The organism is Bradyrhizobium sp. CCGUVB1N3, from assembly GCF_024199925.1.
GTDB lineage: Bacteria > Pseudomonadota > Alphaproteobacteria > Rhizobiales > Xanthobacteraceae > Bradyrhizobium.
This window is the reverse complement of sequence record NZ_JANADR010000001.1, coordinates 1569975-1590368: the sequence shown is the minus strand read 5'-3', so window position 1 is coordinate 1590368 and position 20394 is coordinate 1569975. Positions and strand designations below refer to the sequence as shown.

Sequence of the window (20394 nt, the reverse complement as noted above, 5' to 3'; positions counted from 1 at the left end):
GAGGGAGAGAACAATGTGCGACAGGTCCGATCAGTCTGAGCGTCGTCCGTCAGACCACGGCTGTGCCGTTTGTAACAGGCAGTTTGGCTTGATCCGATACTATTCCTGGCGAACTGCGCTCTGTTCCAAGAAGTGCCTCGATCGTTTCCGTGCGCGCAGCGATCGCGACCGCCGTTGGTTGTTTCGCGCTCAAGTGGCGTAAGGTTTAGCCGGCGAGGTCGGCAAGGAATTCTGATCCTGGAGGCTGCGTGTGAACCCATCGTGCAAGCTCCTCTTATCGGGCTTTCTCCTCCTTGGCCTCACAGCTGCGGTCCAGGCGCAGGAGGTTGGGCAAGGTGCTGTCCATCGCCAGCATCCTCCTCAGGATCAGGCTCTGCACGAAAAGTTCTATTCGACCTGGCACATGCCGGATAACCCGGCGCTCAGCTGCTGCAACAGCGCGGACTGCTACCCGACCGACATCAGGTACGAAGACGGCAAGCTTTATGCGCGGCGCAGGGAAGACGGCAAATATATCCCGGTCCCCGCCCAGAAGGTGGAACGCAACAGGGACAACCCCGATGGCCGCAACCATCTCTGCGCGCCGCCTCCCGCGCTTTCTCCGCTGGATACCGTCTACTGCTTCGCATTGGGAGGTGCCACATGAGGTTCGCCTTCGTCTTGGTGAACGACAGGACCCCGTTCCGGCAAACCTGGTGCTTGCAGTGCCTGGAGCGCATCGGCGGCAGCTATCTGCGCGAGATCGGGACGCATCTGCCCTATTGCGACTATGAATGCTACGCGCTGTTTCGTGAGGCTGCGGCGGAGCGGCCGGAGCGCGCGAGGGCGGCGTCATGAAGTTCGTGGTGGTCAATCACGAGCCGCCGTCGCGCGAGGCCGCGTGCAGCGCCTGCTCGCAGCCGCTCCAATCCGGCTACATCCGGCATGCGCGGACGCAGCGCCGCTACTGCGACCATGATTGCTACCGCCGAAACGAGCTCGCGTCGCTGATGATGGAGTGGGCGATGCCCGGCCTCACCGGGACGCGGGCGACCGAGAACATCGCGACCGTCGCCAGCCGCGCCGTCGAAGTCCTCGCGGTCTTGGGGGCGGTGTCGTGCTGGAGCTCTACGATACAGATGTGGACTTTCTCGCGAGCATTGACCGAGGCATGTTTGGGCGCTCACGACCTGATGGCGACGGAAGGAGGTGATAGCGAGCCATGCAATTGAGCCCGCGCAATTGAGCCCGCGTGGGGCCGCAGTCACCAGACCTGAGAGGCGCCTCGTCCAGCCCCGGGGGCGTCGACCAGCGAGGGTGGGTTAGCAGATGGCGTAACCACCACGCCCCCTCCACATCGTGGTGGGCGACGCTCGCTAACCCACCCACGGCTCCAAGAGTCAGACTGCAAGAGTTAGACTGCAAGAAGTCAAACGCAAGAAGTCAGACTGCGGGTCAATCCGCGCCTCAATCCGCGCCCGTGAAGCTCGCAGGCGTCGCCGCCGCCGCGGGCTTTGCGCGGACCTCCTGCGTCACGACGCGCTGGTCGGATTTCGCCGCGACCGCGCCGGACCCCTCGAACCGCGCGCGGTAAACCAGCACGTTCTCCATCACACGCTGAACGTAGTTGCGCGTCTCCGACAGCGGAATGCGCTCGACCCAGTCGACCGGATCGATCTTGGGGTCGCGGGGATCGCCGTGCGCCTGCACCCAGTCCCTGACCCGGCCGCGACCGGCGTTGTAGCCGGCGAAGGTCATGATCTGGTTGCCGCGATATTCCGACAGCAACGCGCTGAGCTCGGCCGCGCCCATCTGGGTGTTGTAGACGGGATCGGAGACCATGCGGTCCCAGTCGTAGGTGACGCCGAACCGCTTTGCGGTGTCGCGCCCGGCCTCCGGCGTGACCTGCATCAGCCCGACCGCGTTGGCCGGCGACTTGTCGCGCTGGTCGAATGCGCTCTCGGTCCGCGCCACCGAATAGATCACGCTCGTCTCGATCTCGGGTGCGACCTGCTTGTGCGGGGGAATGCCGATGGTCGGGAAGGCGTAGTGGTCGAGCGCGAGTCCGCGGGCAAGCGCCAGCTTGCCGATCTCCAGCATCGCGTGGGCGTCGTTGCGCCGGCCCGTGAGTTCGCCGAGCGCTTCGAGCGCGGCGACGTTGGTGCTCTCTCCGGCAAGATCGGCGACAAAGGAGAAGGCGACGTCGCGTTCGCCGACCTCGTAGAGCATGTCGGCCGCGCGCACGCGCTCGTCCGAAGGCTGGGCCGCGTCCGAGGCGAGCACGGGTGAGGGCGCGCGCAGATCGATGCGCTCGAGGCCGAGCCTCGCGCGTGCGAGCTGGCCGTAATAGGCGGTCGAATAGCGGGCGGCCGCCTGGTAGCTTCGAAGCGCGTCGGCGGTTGCTCCCAGGACTTCCGCCGCACGGCCGCGCCAGTAGTGCCCCCGCGACAGCGCGATCGGATTGGCGGAGCCTTCGTCGATCGCGGCAAAATGCATCAGCGCCGTCTTGGGATCGTCGAGATAGCGCAGCGCAATCCAGCCGCACATGAAGTGATAGTCGACGCGGTAGACCTCCATCGCCGGCACGGCGGCCGTGCGCACCACGTCGTAGGCCGTCCTGAACTTGCCCTGGTCGAGCAGCTTGCGCGCCAAGAGCCGGCGCTCGCGCCACCAGGCATCGGTGTCCTGCAGCGCCATGGTGTCGGGAGAGGCTGCGAGGATGACCTGCGCCGCATCGTCGATGCGGTCCTTCAGGAGATGCCATTGCGCGCGGCACAGCGTGTAGCCGAGATCGCGACGCGCATCCGCCGGCACGTCCTCCAGATAGTCCTTGGCCTTGTTCTCCTTGCCGCTGACTGCGGCGCAGGCCTTCGCGATCGCGAGTTCGTCGCTGCCGAGACGCTTTGCGGCGCGGCGCGCCGCGCCGTACTCTCTGGCGCCGAGCCTCTTGTCCATGCGGGCGCGATGATCGTCCGCGGTCAGGAGATCGCGGAACGCATCATAAGCGTCGCTCTCAGTGCGCTCGGTCAATTCCTCCGCACGCCAGGCGTCACGCACGAGCCTTGCGGCGGCGTCGCGATCGCCTTCGGTCAGCAGCACGCGCGCGAGCGCGAACTTGCCCTTGGCGCTCTGCGGCCGGTCGGCGGTGAATCTGTGCACGGTGGCCGCATCGCTCCTCTCCTGCCAGAGCCGCGCCTCGGCGCGGCGGCGGAACGAGGCGATGCTCGGCCAGTCGGGATTGGCGGCAATGAACGCGACGTAGCGGTTGAAGTCGGCGGTGGTCTCCGAGTGCCGCAGGATGAACCATTCGGCGAGCTTTTGCCCGGCGGGATCGGCGATCCGGCTCCTGGCCGCGGTGGCGTCATCGGTCTTGGCCTTGCGCGCCAGATCGATCGCGTCCTTCAGCGCAGCAAGATCGCCGGTCAGCGGCGGCCGCGACGGCTTCTCCGACGGTTCCTCGTCCTGCTTCTTCGATTTCCGTTTCGCTTCGGCATGCTTGCTGTGGCGATGCTTGCCGGCCGCAGCGCTGCGCTGCTTGCCGGCCTTCGCCTCATGCGTCTTCTTCAAAGCGGATTGCTTGTGATGGCCTTTCGCCGCCGCCTCTGTCGAGACGAGCGCGAGTGCAGCCATGGCGACGAAACACGCAAGCGAGCGTAGGCACTGGTTCATTCCATGGTCCCCCTGCGAAACCATCAGCACAAACCAAGATCCGCGACGTGATGCGGGCTTGAGCGACTCAAACGATAACACGGCCTCGTTTGATCGATGTCACGCTCCGGCAACATTGCGGCAAAAATGCCGCCGAAAATCGAACCGGAGGGCTTTTGCAACTCACGCTCCGCATGACACCAGCCGTTCCGTGAAATCGTAAATGCGCGTTAACCTTTGAAAGGCTGCGCCTGCGGCTCTCGCGAAAAACCCCTGGGAAGCAGCCTTTCAGACCAGATTGCGCATGTTTCGGGTAACGGTTCCGGTGTATGGAGGTCACAAGGTTCCTCGATCCAAATTGTCCAAGCACGCCATGCCGATTTTCAACCAATCGATCAGGCGCAAGATCGTCGGCATCGCCCTCGGGCTGATCGTGCTGATGGTGGTCACCTCGATCCTGTCGATGGTGATGTCGAGCCGGGTCGGCCATCTGCTTGATGAGCTGACCAGCCGGTACATTCCTGCCTACGGCAATCTGGCGCGTGCCAATGTCCGCTCGCTGGAGCGGGCGCTGGCGATGCGTCGCATGGTGATCGCCAAGATGCAGACGCCGCCGGACGAGGAGGGCTATGCAACCCGCTTGCGCGAGTATCGGGAGTCGGACGCGCAGGTCGTCCAGGAGGCCGACGCCGCGCGCAAGCTGATCAATGCGATCATCGAGGACGAGAGCACGCCGTCAGACAATGCCGCGCTCGGCCGCATCGACGCCAGGATCGAGAATGCCCTGTCGGAGCTGCGCCGTGAGCTGACCGACGCAGATGGGAAGCTGCTCAAACAGCTCGAGGCCAAGGACTTCACTGCGGCGCGCGATACGATGACCCATGTCGATGCGCTACGCGACCTTTTCAGCCAGCGCATCGATGCAATTCGCAGCGACATGCTGGCGCAGGTGTTCGCGAGCACGGCACAGGTGATCCGTCACCAGCGCCAGGCAATCGTCATCTCGGGCGTCGTGACGGCGCTGGCGGCGATCGTCGGGCTTGCCTTTGCGCTCCTCGTCTCCAGCGGAATCACGCGACCGGTGCGGCTGTTGCTCGCCGGCACGCGCGAGGTCGAGGCGGGCCGCTTCGATCACACGATCAGCGTCTCGACGCAGGACGAGATCGGCGAGCTCGCCGGCGCCTTCAACCGCATGATCGAGCAGCTCCGCCGCAACGAGCGCATCCGCGAAACCTTTGGCCGCTACATCGATCCGAAGGTGGTGCAGGGGCTGATCGACCGGCCGGAGGTCGCCGTCGACGGCCAGCGGCGCGTGATGACCATCATGTTCTGCGACATGAGCGGCTTCACCTCGATGAGCGAGGGCATGACGCCGCGTGGTCTCGTCAAGGTCATGAACCACTATTTCACGGTCATGTCGGAGCCCATTCGGGCCAACCGCGGCGTCATCGACAAATATATCGGCGACGCGATCATGTCCTATTGGGGCCCGCCCTTCATCGATGAGGCCGAGCAGGCGCAGCTCGCCTGTCATGCCGCGCTCGACATGGCCGACCAGGTGCCGGCGCTCCAGAAGCAGCTTCCCGATCTCCTCGGCATCCGCGCCATGCCCGCTCCTTGCGACCTGCGGATCGGGATCGCCACCGGCGAGGTTCTGACCGGCAGCATCGGCTCGGAGCTGATGATGAGTTTTACTGTGATGGGCGATGCGGTGAACCTCGCCTCGCGGCTGGAGGCGGCGAACAAATTTTATGGCACCCGGATCCTGATCTCGCAGGCGACCGCGGCTGCGCTCGGCGCGAGCCTCGAGCTGCGCGAGATCGACCGCCTCGCGGTCGTCGGCCAGAGCCTGGCGCAGCCCGTGTTCGAGGTGATGGGCAAGGCCGGCGCGCTCCCACAGGAGCAGATCAGCCTGCGGGCGCACTATGCCGAAGGACTCGCGGCGTACCGTGCTGGCCGCTGGGACGAGGCGCGGAACGCCTTCAACGCGGCGCTGGAGAGCGTTCCCGGCGATGGACCGTCGCGCACACTGCTCACCCGCCTCGACCAGCTCCAGGCCAATCCGCCAGCCGCGGATTGGGATGGCGCCTGGCGGATGGAGCATAAATGATCCAAACGCGTTGCTCCGGATGCGTTGAGGCGGTCCAAGTTCCGCCTCAAGCTGTGCTATGAATGCGCCCGTGATTTTACGGGGTGATCCATGAAGAAGGGCGATGTGACCTGTCTGCACTGCAAGGCTGGCTTTCGGCGGCTTGAGCTGGCGACGGAGCCGCCGACGACCGGCGAGTACCGCTGCCCGGCCTGCGACGAGGTCGTGGAGAAATTCGATGGTCTCGCCTTCGTCGCCTACCGTCTGACGATCCAGCCGTCGATGAAGGGGATCCGCGCGTAAGGCCGCGTTCCTCACCGGCAACCGTGTCGTGCCGGTGCGGCGCGTCAACATCCCCAAGATGCAGAAAACCCGACGCGCGCCTCGGCGAGACCGCGCCGGGCAAAAAATGATTCAGCCTGATAACGATGTTGGCCGTGACGTATTTCGCGGGCCTACGCTTATCGTTCTTCGAAGGCGTTTTACGGGGACACGCCGATGACGGAACTTCAGGACAGGCTGGAACGGTTTGAGACGCTCACCGCCGAGTGCGAGCTGATCGCCAAGCTCGCGACCGACAGCGCAAAGCGGGAGTTCTACCTCAAGCTCGCGGAGCACTATTACGAGCTGGCGGCAGACGCGCGGCAGGCGATTGCGCCCATAGCTGCGGCGTGACGCCGGTCGCAAGCCGTTCTTAACACTTGGCGCGCATCCTCTTGAGGATGCGAAGGTTGATCGCGGGCCGCGATTCCTCGCAGGTGGGAATGCTGGAGCCTGTTGCCGTGCAACGGCTCCAGGAAACTGTTCCTTTGCAGGTCATCCCATGCGGGCTGTTGCAGTCATCTTGCTTTCACTCATGACGGCCGCCTGCGAGCCGGAGCAGGACGTCACCGGCTCGACCGCCGCTTGCCCCTTACGCAACTACAGCTCCTACAATGCCAGGGACATGAATCAGTGCGTCGCCGCCTGCAAGTCCTGCGACCACGGCACGACGGTGACCTGCACCACCTCGTGCACCTTGAAGGGCGCGCGGTGATTAGCTGTCGAACTGGAACCGAAGGCTTCCTTTCCGGAATGCCGGCGCCCGTCCATACATGAGCGCGCGCCACAGCCATTCGATCGGACCGTAGGCAAAGCGGGCGAGCCAGAGCCGGCTCACGAGCACCTGCGCGGCGTAGATCGCCACGACGAGCAGCAGGCCGGCCACCGAGCCGAGCCCGCCGAATAACCCGAGGCCATAACCATAGAAGATGAAGCCGAGCACGATCGACTGGACGATGTAATTGGTGAAGGCCATGCGTCCGACCGGCTCGGCGAAGCGAAACAGCCATGCGCCGGTCGGGGTTTGTTCGATGGCGATCACCAAGGCGGCATATCCCGTCGCCAGAACGATGGGACTGGCAAGGCCGGCGGACGGGTGTGCCAGCTTCGCCAGGAGCAGGCCGCCCGCGACACCCAAGAGACCTACGGTCATCAGCAGGTTTCGGCGTCGTCTCGCCACGTCACCGAACAAGCCGCCTCGCCAACACAAAGCGCCCACGAGGAAGAGCCCGACCGTTCGCGGAAATATGTAGAGGTGCAGCGGCAGCAGGGCAGGGAGCTCCTGAATGCGCAGCGCGAGCACCTCGGCAAAGCTGCCGTTTGCATAGATATCGTTCGCCGTTCTCACGAGCACCCGGAAAGCTGCCTGGTCGGGGAAGGTGATGAGCGTCGGCAGCACCGGTTGCAGCACATAGAACGACAGAGCAATGCCCGAACCGGTCACAATCATCCAGCGCGGCGCGAATAGAAATGGCAGCACGACAAAGCCAGCCAGCGCGTATTCGGTGAGGATGTCGCCGTTCCAGATCAGGACGAGATGGATCACGCCGAACAGCAACAGCGCCAGCAAGCGCCGGACGAGTAGGCTCACACGCCGCGACGACGTGCTGAGCCGATCGAACTGGATCGCGAGACCCACGCCGAACAGGAGCGAGAACAGGGCGAACGCCTTCATGTCGACGAAGAGGTCGAGTGCCGCATCGACGATGCCGTTCAGCGTCGGGTCCGGCGCCGACGGGAGTAACCGCTGGAAGATCGAGATGCGAAACTCGGTCTCCAGGTTGATCGCCAGTACGCCGAACAGCGCGAGCCCTCGCAGGGCATCGATCGCACCTACCCGATGCGAGGGACCCGTCGGCGCGTCCACCATTGTGAGGTCGGTTGTGGATTCCACGGAGGCGGATCACTCCGAGATGCCGTCGAGCGAGCGCGGCAAACCGTCGGTGAATCTCGCCACCTCGGCGCGCGATCGCAAGATGATCCCGCGCATTCCCGCGGGCAGGTTCTTCATCAACGTCGCATGCTTACCACGGGAGCGGGCGGGGTAGGTCCACACCCAGTCCTTGAAGAATGACCAGTCGAACTGCTCCCGGCATCCTGCGCCGATATCACTGCGCTCGCGGCCGTAGTGGCGGATCGAGCGCCACACCGCGCGCGGAAAATAGACACGGCGCGGCAGGTCGAGCCAGATGATGGCATCCGCGCGCGGTAGGCGCAGATCAAGGTGCGAGCCGTAGTTGCCGTCGATGACCCAGCGCTCGCCGGCCGCCGCCGCGGCCATGCGCGCGCGAAACGACTCGGTTTCAGACGGCCGCCAGCCCGGCATCCAGTACAGCGCGTCGAGATGCACGACCGACAGGCCGGAGCGCTCGCCGATGCGGCGCGCTAGCGTCGACTTCCCGGCCCCGGACGGTCCGAGAACGAGGATGCGTTGCGGTAGGCTCATCGACATTCTCGACGTTGCGCGGTGATTCCGTAAGTCGGTAAAGCCTGGACATCGCGGATGTCACGGGTTGCGACTCAGCCTGAGGGATATTCATGGTAGCGCACGAGCTCGGGGGGCATGCAGCGCCTCACAATACCTGAGATTGTGAGTACGGATCTTACGGCGGTAACAAGGTAGTCCTGGTCGTGTCCCATGAGCCACGATTGTGCTATCTGCGCAACACTCCTTCCGGATTAAACCGTCATTGCAGTCCGTTCTCATCTGCGCCGCTTTTTGGCCACACCCCTCCATGAATAAAATCTCCATAAACTTTTCAGGGGCTGCGGCACTCGCAACAGCGACGGAAAATATCCCAGGGTTCATTCAAATCTTGGGTGTCGTTTTCCGGGTCTGACAAGGGTTGCCGAGGAAACTGGTTCGCGATGGACGCCAAGACGAACATCAAGCAGAGACTGCCGAGCCGTCACGTGACGGAAGGCCCTGCGCGCGCGCCCCATCGCTCGTATTTTTACGCCATGGGTCTGACCACCCAGCAGATCCACCAGCCCTTCGTCGGCGTTGCCTCCTGCTGGAACGAAGCCGCTCCCTGCAACATCGCCTTGATGCGCCAGGCGCAGGCGGTGAAGAAGGGCGTGGCGTCGGCCGGCGGTACGCCTCGTGAATTCTGCACCATCACCGTCACCGACGGCATCGCGATGGGCCATGACGGCATGCGCTCCTCGCTGCCGTCGCGCGAATGCATTGCCGACTCCGTCGAGCTGACTGTGCGCGGCCACGCCTATGACGCCCTCGTCGGCCTTGCCGGCTGCGACAAGTCGCTGCCGGGCATGATGATGGCGATGGTTCGCCTCAACGTGCCTTCGATCTTCATCTATGGCGGCTCGATCCTGCCTGGCAATTTCCGCGGGCAACAGGTTACCGTCCAGGACATGTTCGAGGCGGTCGGCAAGCATTCCGTCGGCGCCATGTCCGACGAGGACCTCGACGAGATCGAGCGCGTGGCATGCCCCTCGGCGGGCGCCTGCGGCGCGCAGTTCACTGCCAATACGATGGCGACCGTTTCCGAGGCCATTGGGCTGGCGCTGCCGTACTCGGCCGGCGCCCCCGCGCCCTATGAAATCCGTGACGCGTTTTGCATGACCGCGGGCGAGAAGGTCATGGACCTGATCGCGGAGAATATCCGGCCGCGCGACATCGTCACCCGTAAGGCTTTGGAAAACGCGGCCGCCGTCGTCGCGGCCTCCGGCGGCTCGACCAATGCTGCGCTGCACCTGCCGGCGATCGCTCACGAAGTCGGCATCAAGTTTGACTTATTCGACGTCGCTGAAATCTTCAAAAAGACACCATATGTCGCGGATTTGAAGCCAGGTGGCCGTTATGTCGCCAAAGACATGTTTGAAGTTGGTGGCATCCCGCTTCTGATGAAGACGCTGCTCGACAACGGCTTCCTGCACGGTGATTGCCTCACTGTGACGGGCCGGACGATCGCCGAAAATCTCAAGAGCGTGAAATGGAATCCGCACCAGGACGTGGTGCACCCGGCGGACAAGCCGATCACCGTTACCGGTGGCGTGGTGGGTCTGAAGGGCAATTTGGCGCCAGAAGGTGCGATCGTGAAAGTCGCGGGAATGTCCAACCTCAGGTTTACCGGCCCAGCCCGGTGCTTTGACCGTGAGGAAGATGCTTTCGAGGCGGTCCAGAAGCGCACCTACCGGGAAGGCGAAGTCATCGTGATCCGCTACGAGGGGCCGAAAGGCGGTCCCGGCATGCGGGAAATGCTCCAGACCACCGCAGCGCTGACCGGCCAGGGCATGGGCGGCAAGATCGCGCTCATCACCGACGGCCGGTTCTCGGGCGCCACCCGCGGCTTCTGCATCGGCCATGTCGGGCCCGAGGCGGCGATCGGCGGCCCGATCGGGCTGCTCGAGGACGGCGACATCATCGAGATCGACGCGGTCGCCGGCACTCTTAACGTAAAATTGAGCGACGATGAGCTGGCTCAACGCAAGACCAAATGGCGTTCCCGCGCGACTAACCATACGTCGGGTGCGCTGTGGAAATATGCTCAGCAGGTAGGACCAGCGATCGGTGGGGCAGTGACCCATCCGGGCGGCGCGCACGAGAAACAGTGCTATGCGGACATCTAGGCGTACCATAGTTGCGTTTGTGTTGGGGGCTTCCGCGCTGGCCGCGCCGGCGCTTGCCTTCGACGGTGCGCCGGTCAGTCCACAGGATGCGGCCATTCCGGTGGTCTCGCCTGCGCCGGGTAGCGCCGCAGCGCTGCGCAAGGCCGTGCCGCCGGCTGCGACCAATCCCGATACCTCCTTCACCGCCCTGCAATACGCCGCCGAAGGCGGTCATCCCATCGCGCAGTGGAAGCTCGGGCGGATGTACGCCAATGGCGAGGGCGTCGCGCAGGACGATCTGCGCGCCTTCGACTATTTCAGCCGGCTCGTGAACGCGCATGCGACCGACAGCCCGTCGCTGCCCCAGGCGCCGATGGTGGCGAACGCCTTCGTCGCGCTCGGCCGCTATTACCTCAACGGTATCCCGAACTCGAAGGTGAAACCGGATCAGGAGCGGGCGCGCGAGCTGTTCTCCTACGCGGCGGCCTATTTCGGCAACGCCGATGCACAGTACGATCTCGCCCGGCTCTATCTGAAGTCGCCGGACGCCTCGCGCGATGCCTTCACGCAAGGCGCGCGCTGGCTGGGCCTCGCCGCGCAGAAGGGCCAGCACGAGGCGCAGGCGCTGCTCGGACAGATGCTGTTCAACGGCGATCGCCTGCCGCGGCAGGCCGCGCGCGGCCTGATGTGGCTGACGCTGGCCCGCGACAGCGCCGGCACCGACGAGACCTGGATCAAGGAAAGCTACAACCGCGCCTTCGCCAAGGCGTCCGACGACGACCGGGCGATGTGCCTGCAAATGCTCGAGCAGTGGGTCCAGGGCCGCCGCGATTGATTGCTGCGCAGGGAGGGCAAAGGCGCGTTTGCGCCGTGCCCACTCTCACCGCGACTTACGCCGCCTCGAGATCCAGATCCGCCCACACCGGCACGTGGTCCGACGGCTTTTCCCAGCCGCGCACATAGCTGTCGATCCCGACATTGGCGAGCTTGTCGCTCGCCTGCGGCGACATCAGGAGATGGTCGATCCGCAAGCCCTGGTTCTTCTGCCAGGCGCCGGCCTGGTAATCCCAGAAGGTGTAGAGGCCGGGCTCGTCGGTGACCGCGCGCAGCGCGTCGGTCAGCCCCAGGCCGAGCAGGGATTGAAAACTCTCCCGCGTCTCGGTCTTGAAGAGGGCATCTTCGGTCCAGGCCGCGGGATTGTGGACGTCGCGGGCGGCGGGGATCACGTTGAAGTCGCCGGCGAGGATCAATGGCTCCTCAGCCTTGAGACGCTCCTTCGAATACTCAAGAAGTCGCGACATCCACTTGAGTTTATAGGGATATTTCTCGGTCCCGACCGGATTTCCGTTGGGCAGATAGAGGCAGGCGATCCGCAGGACGCCCCGCTTCAGCGTCACCACGCCCTCGAGAAAGCGGGCGTGCGCGTCCTCATCGTCGCCGGCAAGCCCCGATTTGGTCTCGTCGAACTTGAGTTTCGAAAGCAGCGCCACACCATTGAACGTCTTCTGCCCGTGGGTGACGACGTTGTAGCCGAGTGCCTCGATCTCCAGTCGCGGAAAGGCCTCGTCGACGCATTTGATCTCCTGGAGGCAAACGATGTCGGGCGAGCACTCCTTCAGCCAGGTCATGAGATGCTCGATCCGCTGCCGGACCGAGTTCACGTTCCAGGTTGCGATGCGGATCGTCATGTGGGGGGTACTCCAGGCTGGGGCATCGTTAGAACAAACTGCAAACGCAGCCGTCAAGGACCGCCGGCCGGCAAGCACAAAATCTCCCAAGAAATTAACCCGGCTTAAGCGGGAGCTCTGCCATTCATGCCGGAAAAGGTTCCTGATGCATGGGATGGCCCGGCAATTCCGCAGATACCAATGAGCCGCGCAACGGCCTGATCGGCGCGTTCCTCTATTGGCTCGGCGGCTTCGAGATCGAGGACGGCCTGACGGCCGATCTCAGCGAGCGCGAGATGCGCCGGATCCGGGCCAAACAGGTCGATGCAGTCACGCAGCTGATCCCGGTGACCATGGCCGTGAACATGCTCACCGTCGCGATCGTGCTGATCCTGTTCTGGGGCAGGGGCTGGAACGGATTCCTCGCCGTCTGGGGAGTGACGATCACGGCCGTTGCCGAGCTGGCGTTGCGCGCGTGGCGGCGCTCGCGCGTTCATCCGCCGCAGGAGGTCTCGCCGCGCGCCACGCGGCAGATCATGCGCCAGGCGTTTTTCCTCGCGGCGATCTGGGGCACGCTGCCGCTTGCGCTGTTCAGCCAGGTCGGGCCGACCAGCCAGCTGATCCTGGCCTGCCTGATGGTCGGGATGATCGCGGGCGGCGCCTTCACGCTCTCGACCTTCCCGCGCGCTGGCCTCGTCTATCTCGCCACCATCACGCTCGCCTGCGCCGGAGCGCTGCTGTTGTGCGGCAGCGGGCCGTATCTGGTGACCGCGGTGTTCCTGCTGCTGTTCGCCTTCTTCATGGCGCGCAACATCGTCTCGCAAGGCAATCTGTTCCTCGGCAATCTCAAGGCGCAGCTCGCGCTCGAGCGGCAGACCGAGATCATCTCGCTCTTGCTGAAGGAGTTTCAGGAGAACGCCAGCGACTGGTTGTGGCAGACCGATGCGGAAGGGCATCTCGTGCATGTGCCCGAGCGCTTCGCAGCAGTCGCGCAGATGCCGTTGCCGCTGCTGCAAGGCGCGCATTTCGCCGACGTGCTCGACATGCTCTGTCCCGAGGACATGAGCACCGCCTACGACATCATCGGCCTGATGGAGCAGAGCGAGCCGTTGCACGAGATGAGCATCAAGGTCGTTGCCGGCGGTGAGGCGCGGCTGTGGTCGCTGACGGCAAAGCCGTCATACGATCGCGACGGCCAGTTCCTCGGCTATCGCGGCTTCGGCCGCGACGTCACCGAGCGCTGGCGCGCGGAAAAGGCCGAGGCCGAAAACCGGGCGAAATCGAACTTCCTCGCCGTGATGAGCCACGAGATCCGCACGCCCATGAACGGTGTGCTCGGGCTTGCGAACATGTTGCTCGAGACCTCGCTCGATCCGGAGCAGCGCGAGGCCGTCACCACGATCCGCGAGTCCGGCGACAATCTCCAGCGCATCCTCAACGACATCCTCGACCTCTCCAAGCTGGAGGCCGGCCGTTTCGAGTTCGAGGCGATCGACTTCTCGCCGCAGGCGTTGGTCGAGACGGTTGCCACGATCGTGCGCGCCAGTGCCAAGGCCAAGGGCCTTGCGGTGAAGGTCGCACTCGATCCGAACCTGCCGCCGGCGCTGCGCGGCGACGCCGCCCGGATCAGGCAGGTGCTGCTCAACCTTGCCTCCAACGCGGTGAAGTTCACAGATGCGGGCGAGGTGACGATATCAGCCACCTGCCAGGCGCGCCGCGACCTGCTCGCGACCGTCGAGTGGACCGTGACAGACAGCGGCATCGGCATTGCGCCCGAGAAGGTCGGTCAGCTCTTCGCCGATTTCGCGCAGGCCGACGCCTCGATCAGCCGACGTTTCGGCGGCACAGGATTGGGCCTGGCGATCTCCCGGCGCATCATCGAGCAGATGGGCGGCACGATCGGCGTCACCTCAGTGCCGGGCGAGAGTTCGACCTTCCGCTTCGCGCTGGTGCTGCCGTGGAGCCAGGCGCTGCTGTCCGACCGAGAGGCCGATCGTGACGAAGCGGATGACCTCAAGGGCCGCATCGCGGCGCTCGACCGGCCGCTGAAGGTGCTGGTCGCGGAGGATGACGCCGTCAACCGCATGGTCGTGAGCAAGATGCTGGGCGAATTCGACATCGACTTGCGCGTCGTGACCGACGGCGTCGAGGCGGTCGAGGCCGCCGCGGACGGCGACTATGATGTCGTGCTGATGGACGTGCGCATGCCCGAGATGGACGGCCTTGCCGCGACGAGGGCGATCCGCGCGCCGGGTGGTGCCTTCGCGGCGCTGCCGATCATCGCCCTGACCGCCAACGCGTTCCCCGAGGACGTCAAGATCTGCCGTGAGGCAGGGATGTCGGACTTTTTGGCAAAACCTTTGCGCAAGCAAGCACTGGTCGCGGCCTTGCTGCGTGCGCTGGATCACGTAACCGCAAGCGATGCCCCTCTACAACCGGAGCAGGAGCCGCCCGCCGCGCGGGTGCTGCATTCCAGCATTTGAGCAGCCTGGGGTGTCCCCGGCTCTCCGATGGGTAGGGAGCAAAATGAGCAAGCAAATTCGGTTCGTGATTCCTGTCGCGGCCCTGTTGACGCTGTCGGCTTGCGCGCAGGCGGTGCCGAACGACAAGGCTGCTTATGTCGGTGAGTGGAAAGCGCAGACGATGAGCCTGCTGCTCACGCAGGACGGATCGTTCCGCTACGAGCGCGTCAGGGGTAACATGACGACGTCGATCAAGGGCCCGCTGCGGAGGTTCGAGGGCGACAATTTTGTTGTCGGCCTTCCCTTCATCTCGTCGACATTCGAGGTGTCGAAACCACCCTACCAGGAGGCGGGGACGTGGAAGATGGTGGTCGATGGCGTGGAGCTCACCCGGCTTCCGTAGCGGTCATTTTGCAGTGACAGCCAATTGGGCAGCTTGAGGGGAATGGCAACGAATTGGCGGCCGACGAAAAAGGGATAGAGATATGCATGCCGAACGACTGTTACCCGTGCAGACCGCGCCCGAGGGCTACGCGACACTCCGCGCGGTAGAGGCCTACATCCTTCGATGCGGGCTACCGCGAGGTTTGATCGACCTTGTGAAGATGCGAGCGTCTCAGATCAATGGCTGCGCGTATTGTCTCGACGTTCACAGCAAGGATGCGCGCAAGAACGGCGAGAACGAGCAGCGCCTCTACCTTCTCAATGGATGGCGCGAATCGCCGCTCTATTCGCCGGCCGAACGCGCCGCATTGGCATGGACTGAGGCGCTCACGAGGATCGCAGGGGTGCACGCGCCGGATTCAGACTACGAGGAACTAAGAAAGCATTTTACCGATAAAGAGATCGTCGATCTCACCATCCTCATTGGCATGATCAATCTTTGGAATCGGCTCGCCATCGGCATGCGCTACGTGCATGATGCAAGCTGACGTGCGTCTCGCCTCGCGGCAGCCACCGGACAGTGCAGGAGAACTCGTTTGCCAAGGCAGAACATTTCGTCCGGTTACGCCTTTGAAGACGCGTACGGCTACTCACGAGCCGTCCGCGTTGGAAATCAAGTCTTTGTATCTGGTACAACGGCCCGTCCGCCGGAACTAGGCGGCGATGCCTATATGCAGGCGAAAGCCGCGCTGGCGACTATAGCCAACGCACTAGCCAAGACCGGTGCAGGGATGCAGCATGTTGTTCGTACGGTGGTGTACGTTATCGACATGGCTGACACCCAACATATTGTCCGCGCCCATTCGGAAGCCTTCGGTCAAATCCGTCCGGCAAGTACGCTCGTTCAGGTCGCTGGTCTCACGCCGGCCTCCGCGCGGGTCGAGATCGAGGCAACGGCGATCGTCTGCGACTAATCGGCTCCCGGCCGCGCACGGTCCAAGCGCACCCCGAAATCTCGCTTATTGCGATGACAGTGCACTTATCCGCACTCTGTTGGTAAGAGTGCGCAACGTACTGATTGAAATGCACAGTCATTGTAGTCCTGGGACGGTTTGTCACCGCGAAGGACGGCGCCGTTACAGTTTTCCATAGACCCGCCCGGCGACCGCCTTCAGTCGCTCGACCGAGGCGGACTCCGGATGCGGCTTGACCGGCGCGAACAGGATCGAAGCCTGCCTGCCGTTCTTCCAGACATAGATGTTGACAGCGTTGCCGTTGCCCTTGGTGCAGGAATGCTCGCCGAACGCTTCACTGCCGAGCTCCGGTATCGCCACCTGTTTGCACGGGTCCGTGCGTTTCATCATGCTGATGACGGTGTCGCGCGAGATCGCGATCACCGCGACGACCATGGAGTTGCCCTCGCGATCGAACATCATGCAGCTGCCCGCGCCGGTCCGCTGGAGCACCAGCGTGCTGTTGTCGAGAAAGCCGTCGGCATCCGCTTCAGCGAGCCACTCGCAATTGCCGAATCGCTCGCTGGTCTTGCTCACATTACCGATGGCAACGCGCGCGACTTCGGTAAGCGGGCCGAGCAGCGCGTCGTCAGCACGCCGGCCGATCGGATAGACGCTGATCTGCAGAATGTAATCGCCGGACATAGCGACGACAGAGGCCTCCTGGCGCTGCGCGCCGGCGGCGCTCGTTCCGCCCTGGCCTTCGTCGCCGATCCCGGACACGGCGTTAAGAGGCATGCGCTCGCCAAGCGTCTTGACGAAGGTCGCGTATAATTCCTTGGCGCGGTCCTTGTCGGGATTGCGGAACACGGTCAGCATCATCGTGTCGCCGCGCCCGCCCTGGTAGATGCAGCCGCGGCCGTCCTGATTTGAAATCAGTGACCATTTGAGCGCGGGCATCGCGCCGGCGAGCTGCTGGGCGCTGATGAACGGGCAGGTTTCGGCAGCGTGCACGGGAAGCACCGGGACGGCTGCGATTGCAAGGAAAAGAACGAGGCAAGAGAACAGGCGATCGATAATACGCATTGGATAATTTGCTACCGCTATTGGCGCACCATGGCCGGTGAAGATGGGCACTATTGCTTCGCCGTAGTGCCATGATGACCGAACCTGTTCTCCGCTCCAACAGTAAAGAATGCGATTGCCTGTGATGCTGTACTAGGCCGTGAACCCATATATCTGCCAGCGCACGGCTCGCCAGAGTCCGCTATGCCTCGATAGCGACCAATATTCTGCAGCGCAGCTAAATGACGCGAAGGGCCAACAACCGACGTTCGATATGTCGTCCTCGTTCGCATCTCGGAACCACGTCGCGCACGCCGTAGTTAACCCGGATCCTCTCGATCAGCGCGCGCTCTTCAACTGATCTGCAGTAGCCTTTTGCATCGCGATCAGGCATTTGACCGTCACGACAACTTGGTCGTGGAAATGCTTCGAATCGAGCTTCGAGATTTCTCCATCGGGGGCTATCGCGCAGAGGTATTGTGGATTCGGTATGTAACCGATCGTTGGCACGCCAATCGCGTGGAAGGCGCCGCCTTCGCCGGAGAACACGCCGCCGCTGAGGACGACAACGCGATCGAACGCGCCGGCAATCGAGGCGTTGAAGATCTCATGCAGCGTCGGATCTGCGGGTCCGGGTTTGGGTAGCTCCCCTGACGAAGGGGTGCCCGCGGCCCCTTTCTGGAACGCCGGATCCGTGACGATAACCTCCGACTGCAGTAGCTTTCCAGTGGCCTCGTAGAACCAGGTCGATCCTCTCTTGATATCTTCCCACTCGTTGCACCCGAAATGTTCGATAGTCATGCAACCTACTGTCTGGTTGATGATTTGCGGATGCTGGCGAATCCAGTCCGGCGCAGCAGTACCGCCCGAGCCGAAGAAGCCGTGACCGAAATGTCCGGTCGCAGCCATGAACACCATGCTCTTCGGTCGCTCACGCTGCGGTAGGCGGGCAAAATACTGCGCGACGTTAAAGAGGCTAATGCCGGCGTTCTCCTCGACAATATTAGGGCCATCGGAGTGGGTGTTACAGATCAGGAACTCATCGTTGGGTTTGCCGAAATTGGCACCTGGCAGAATACCCCATACCGTGCTGGTCGACACCTGCCTGATCTCCGCGTCGAGGTGAACAGTGACCGGCACCGCCTTTCCAGCGATCTCACTCTTGATGAGGGTGCCTACGTCTTCTGTTACCCACAGGGCCGGAATGCCCCCAGTGGTCTGACTCGGATTGGACCCGGCCTGGCTGCTCGCCGGCGAAGAGGAGTAGGGGACGGTGAAGGGATTATACTGCCCCTCGGCATTGCCATTCGAGATGCCCTGCCAGCCGAGGATCACACCGAGGACCCCGGCCTTCGTCGCGTTAGTGATGTCGGGCGGAAGGACGATCGTTGCGATCGCCACGGGCGGAAAAAAGGACGTTTCGGTGTTGAAAGCGCCTTCGTCGTAAGTCCCTTGCACCGTGTAAACGCTCGGCGGGAGCGTGTTCGATAACACCTCGACTGAAACGTCGATGTATGCAATTTTTCCCGCAGCCTGAGCCCAGTTGATCGAGCCGGGTCCGGTGAAATTGCCCAGGTTCACGACGCTTCCGGTCGCAGACGCCTTTGGCGGAATGACGACAACGTTGATGCCGTCAGCCAGAGGATAATTTCCGCCGGAGCCGGCCGCGGCGAGCGAGGGAGCCGGGACCAGCGGTGATCGTGCCCCGGTGAAGCCTCCTGTGCAGTAGGGAAAGTAGGAGGCGACCGGAATCTCCCGCGATCCCGCAGAGAGCGTCCAGGATGTCGCTGCCCAGCGTGGATAATTTGCGAAGGTTTCTTCAAATACGGAGCCACCAGCTGGGTGCAGGATGTTAGTGAGTTGGTCCTTGAGATATTGGACAAAGGCTGAGTGTTGCGGCGAGCCGGTGAACCTGGTTGGCCCCATAGTGTCGTTGACGAATTTCACCTCCGACCACATTTCGTCCGCGCTCGGCAAGAGCCCTTCCTGGAACGGGTCCGCCGCATTGGCAGGTAGCACACGCAGGAGCGCAAGCGCCGATAGCGAAGCGCCGGACCGGGCGACGAATTTACGTCGAGAAATAGCCATTGCCCAATGATCCGCTGTCGTGGGCGGACACTTTCGCCGTCCGACCAGATTGTCGTTCGAGGCGAACCTTCGTGCCACCGGGGTGTGCAATGCACCTGCGCTGAATCAGTTCGCTTGATCGGCAATCCGGTCAGCCTGCAGCCTGCAGCGTCGCCCTCAGGTCAGTTTTCGTTGTTCATCGAGCCAGCCCATCATGATCCGATTGAAGGCATCGGGCTGGTCGACGTTGCAGAAGTGGTTGGCGTTTGGGATCTCCTCGTAGCGGGCACCCGGTACCAATTTGGCGAGCTGGCGCATCGCTGGTTCCGTGCCGTCTGGATCCTGGGCACCGCGGAGCGCCAATGCCGGGACCCGAACCGACGGGAGCTGGGCCGTGAAGTCGTAATTCATGATCGCCGCCGCGCCGCCGAGCATCCCCGCCGGTGTCGTCGCCGCGGCGGTATCGCGGAGCTGCTTCCAACGACCCGGCCTGCTCTTCTTGGTCGCGTCGCTAAGAAAGTGTCCCATCACCTCATCGGCGATCGGTTCCACCGAGTTCGCTTTGCGGACGGCGTTCATGCCTCTGTTCCACACCGAGGTGTCGTCGCCGACCGTGCCGCTCGACGGTGCGCAAGCGATCAACATCGTCGAGATCAGCTTGTCGCCGTGGTAGATCGCAAAGGGCTGACCAGACTGCCCGCCGATAGACAAACCGATGTAATGCACGCGCGGCAGGTTGAGTGCTTCGAGCGCGGCGGCCCAATCATCCGCAATCCCCTGCATCGTGTAGTCGCCGCCGGCACCCGGATCGCTGCCGCCATGCCCTCGCATGTCCAGGCGCAACACGCGAAATCCCGCCTGCAGCAGCGTCGGCATCTGCTCGCTCCACATCCCGCTGTCGGACATCAGCGAGTGGGTCATACAGACGACCGGGCCGTGCTCGGGTCCGGTCAAGTCGTAATAGATACGGCGTCCTCCAAGCGGCAGTAGCATGGCGATGCGCCTATAATAACGTGCACCCTTTTTTCCGTCTTTGCGGTATCGACGATGCACTTCATCAAGTGTTGATCTATATCAACCTCGTTCCCGAATACGGCGGCTGATGACCGCTCTGGGTCATTCGCGACTGGGGCGAGCCGGCAGCGAGTCCGGTCACGTCCGCTGCGCCGCCGAAAGCGGAAGTCAAT

General features: G+C 63.4%; 20 protein-coding genes. 13 read left to right on the top strand and 7 right to left on the bottom strand.

Features of this window, described 5'->3' with window-relative positions; translation table 11 throughout:
* Positions 1 to 250: 250 nt before the first annotated feature.
* From NLM33_RS07520 to NLM33_RS07510, 3 genes are read left to right on the top strand one after another with little or no spacing between them, the layout of a single operon-like run.
* Positions 251 to 646 carry a hypothetical protein gene (locus NLM33_RS07520; RefSeq protein ID WP_254095466.1) on the top strand — a complete coding sequence of 132 codons (396 nt, stop codon included), beginning with the start codon at positions 251 to 253 and terminating at the stop codon, positions 644 to 646.
* Positions 643 to 837, top strand: a complete 195-nt coding sequence (locus NLM33_RS07515) for a hypothetical protein (protein ID WP_254095465.1) — start codon at positions 643 to 645, stop codon at positions 835 to 837. The genes NLM33_RS07520 and NLM33_RS07515 overlap by 4 nt, the downstream gene beginning before the upstream one ends.
* Complete coding sequence (locus NLM33_RS07510) at positions 834 to 1211, top strand: hypothetical protein (protein ID WP_254095464.1); 378 nt, start codon at positions 834 to 836, stop codon at positions 1209 to 1211. The genes NLM33_RS07515 and NLM33_RS07510 overlap by 4 nt, the downstream gene beginning before the upstream one ends.
* Before the next feature lie 235 nt (positions 1212 to 1446).
* On the opposite strand, the gene NLM33_RS07505 is transcribed toward NLM33_RS07510, so the two are convergent.
* Positions 1447 to 3648, bottom strand: coding sequence for a transglycosylase SLT domain-containing protein (locus NLM33_RS07505; protein ID WP_254095463.1), 2202 nt, complete (start codon positions 3646 to 3648; stop codon positions 1447 to 1449).
* Positions 3649 to 4000: 352 nt separating this feature from the next.
* Here NLM33_RS07505 and NLM33_RS07500 point away from each other — a divergent pair, with 352 nt between their 5' ends.
* From NLM33_RS07500 to NLM33_RS07485, 4 genes are all read left to right on the top strand, one after another.
* Positions 4001 to 5737, top strand: a complete 1737-nt coding sequence (locus tag NLM33_RS07500) for an adenylate/guanylate cyclase domain-containing protein (protein WP_254095462.1) — start codon at positions 4001 to 4003, stop codon at positions 5735 to 5737.
* Positions 5738 to 5827: 90 nt separating this feature from the next.
* Complete coding sequence (locus NLM33_RS07495) at positions 5828 to 6019, top strand: hypothetical protein (protein WP_254095461.1); 192 nt, start codon at positions 5828 to 5830, stop codon at positions 6017 to 6019.
* 195 nt (positions 6020 to 6214) lie between these two features.
* Entirely contained in the window at positions 6215 to 6391 is a 177-nt protein-coding gene (locus tag NLM33_RS07490) for a hypothetical protein (RefSeq protein WP_254095460.1), read from the top strand.
* A gap of 148 nt (positions 6392 to 6539) precedes the next feature.
* Positions 6540 to 6752: a hypothetical protein gene (locus tag NLM33_RS07485; RefSeq protein ID WP_254095459.1), complete on the top strand. Its 213-nt coding sequence runs from the start codon at positions 6540 to 6542 to the stop codon at positions 6750 to 6752.
* Here the strand turns inward: NLM33_RS07485 and NLM33_RS07480 are convergent, their stop codons facing one another.
* Both NLM33_RS07480 and NLM33_RS07475 read right to left on the bottom strand, forming a co-directional pair.
* A complete protein-coding gene (locus NLM33_RS07480) occupies positions 6753 to 7931 on the bottom strand; it encodes a DUF418 domain-containing protein (protein ID WP_254095458.1) in 1179 nt (392 codons plus the stop codon).
* Positions 7932 to 7940: 9 nt separating this feature from the next.
* Positions 7941 to 8483, bottom strand: coding sequence for a topology modulation protein (locus NLM33_RS07475; protein ID WP_254095457.1), 543 nt, complete (start codon positions 8481 to 8483; stop codon positions 7941 to 7943).
* 422 nt (positions 8484 to 8905) lie between these two features.
* Here NLM33_RS07475 and ilvD point away from each other — a divergent pair, with 422 nt between their 5' ends.
* Positions 8906 to 10630 carry a dihydroxy-acid dehydratase gene (gene ilvD, locus NLM33_RS07470; RefSeq protein WP_254095456.1) on the top strand — a complete coding sequence of 575 codons (1725 nt, stop codon included), beginning with the start codon at positions 8906 to 8908 and terminating at the stop codon, positions 10628 to 10630.
* On the top strand, positions 10617 to 11444 hold the full coding sequence (locus NLM33_RS07465) for a tetratricopeptide repeat protein (RefSeq protein WP_254095455.1): 828 nt from the start codon (positions 10617 to 10619) through the stop codon (positions 11442 to 11444). Before ilvD ends, NLM33_RS07465 begins: the two co-directional genes overlap by 14 nt.
* 55 nt (positions 11445 to 11499) lie before the next feature.
* Here NLM33_RS07465 and xth read toward each other — a convergent pair whose 3' ends face one another.
* Positions 11500 to 12297, bottom strand: a complete 798-nt coding sequence (xth, locus tag NLM33_RS07460) for an exodeoxyribonuclease III (protein WP_254095454.1) — start codon at positions 12295 to 12297, stop codon at positions 11500 to 11502.
* Between the two features lie 149 nt (positions 12298 to 12446).
* On the opposite strand from xth, the gene NLM33_RS07455 reads away from it, so the two are divergent.
* From NLM33_RS07455 to NLM33_RS07440, 4 genes are all read left to right on the top strand, one after another.
* Positions 12447 to 14759 (top strand): ATP-binding protein, encoded by a 2313-nt coding sequence (locus NLM33_RS07455; RefSeq protein ID WP_254095453.1) that lies wholly within the window; start codon positions 12447 to 12449, stop codon positions 14757 to 14759.
* Positions 14760 to 14802: 43 nt separating this feature from the next.
* A complete protein-coding gene (locus tag NLM33_RS07450) occupies positions 14803 to 15141 on the top strand; it encodes a hypothetical protein (protein WP_254095452.1) in 339 nt (112 codons plus the stop codon).
* A gap of 82 nt (positions 15142 to 15223) precedes the next feature.
* Entirely contained in the window at positions 15224 to 15670 is a 447-nt protein-coding gene (locus NLM33_RS07445) for a carboxymuconolactone decarboxylase family protein (protein WP_254095451.1), read from the top strand.
* A 48-nt stretch (positions 15671 to 15718) separates the two neighbouring features.
* Positions 15719 to 16096 (top strand): RidA family protein, encoded by a 378-nt coding sequence (locus NLM33_RS07440; protein ID WP_254095450.1) that lies wholly within the window; start codon positions 15719 to 15721, stop codon positions 16094 to 16096.
* 162 nt (positions 16097 to 16258) lie between these two features.
* Here the strand turns inward: NLM33_RS07440 and NLM33_RS07435 are convergent, their stop codons facing one another.
* From NLM33_RS07435 to NLM33_RS07425, 3 genes are all read right to left on the bottom strand, one after another.
* On the bottom strand, positions 16259 to 17161 hold the full coding sequence (locus NLM33_RS07435) for a hypothetical protein (protein ID WP_254095449.1): 903 nt from the start codon (positions 17159 to 17161) through the stop codon (positions 16259 to 16261).
* Positions 17162 to 17479: 318 nt separating this feature from the next.
* Positions 17480 to 19228: a hypothetical protein gene (locus NLM33_RS07430; protein WP_254095448.1), complete on the bottom strand. Its 1749-nt coding sequence runs from the start codon at positions 19226 to 19228 to the stop codon at positions 17480 to 17482.
* Between the two features lie 156 nt (positions 19229 to 19384).
* A complete protein-coding gene (locus NLM33_RS07425; protein WP_254095447.1) occupies positions 19385 to 20200 on the bottom strand; it encodes an alpha/beta fold hydrolase in 816 nt (271 codons plus the stop codon).
* Positions 20201 to 20394: the final 194 nt, after the last annotated feature.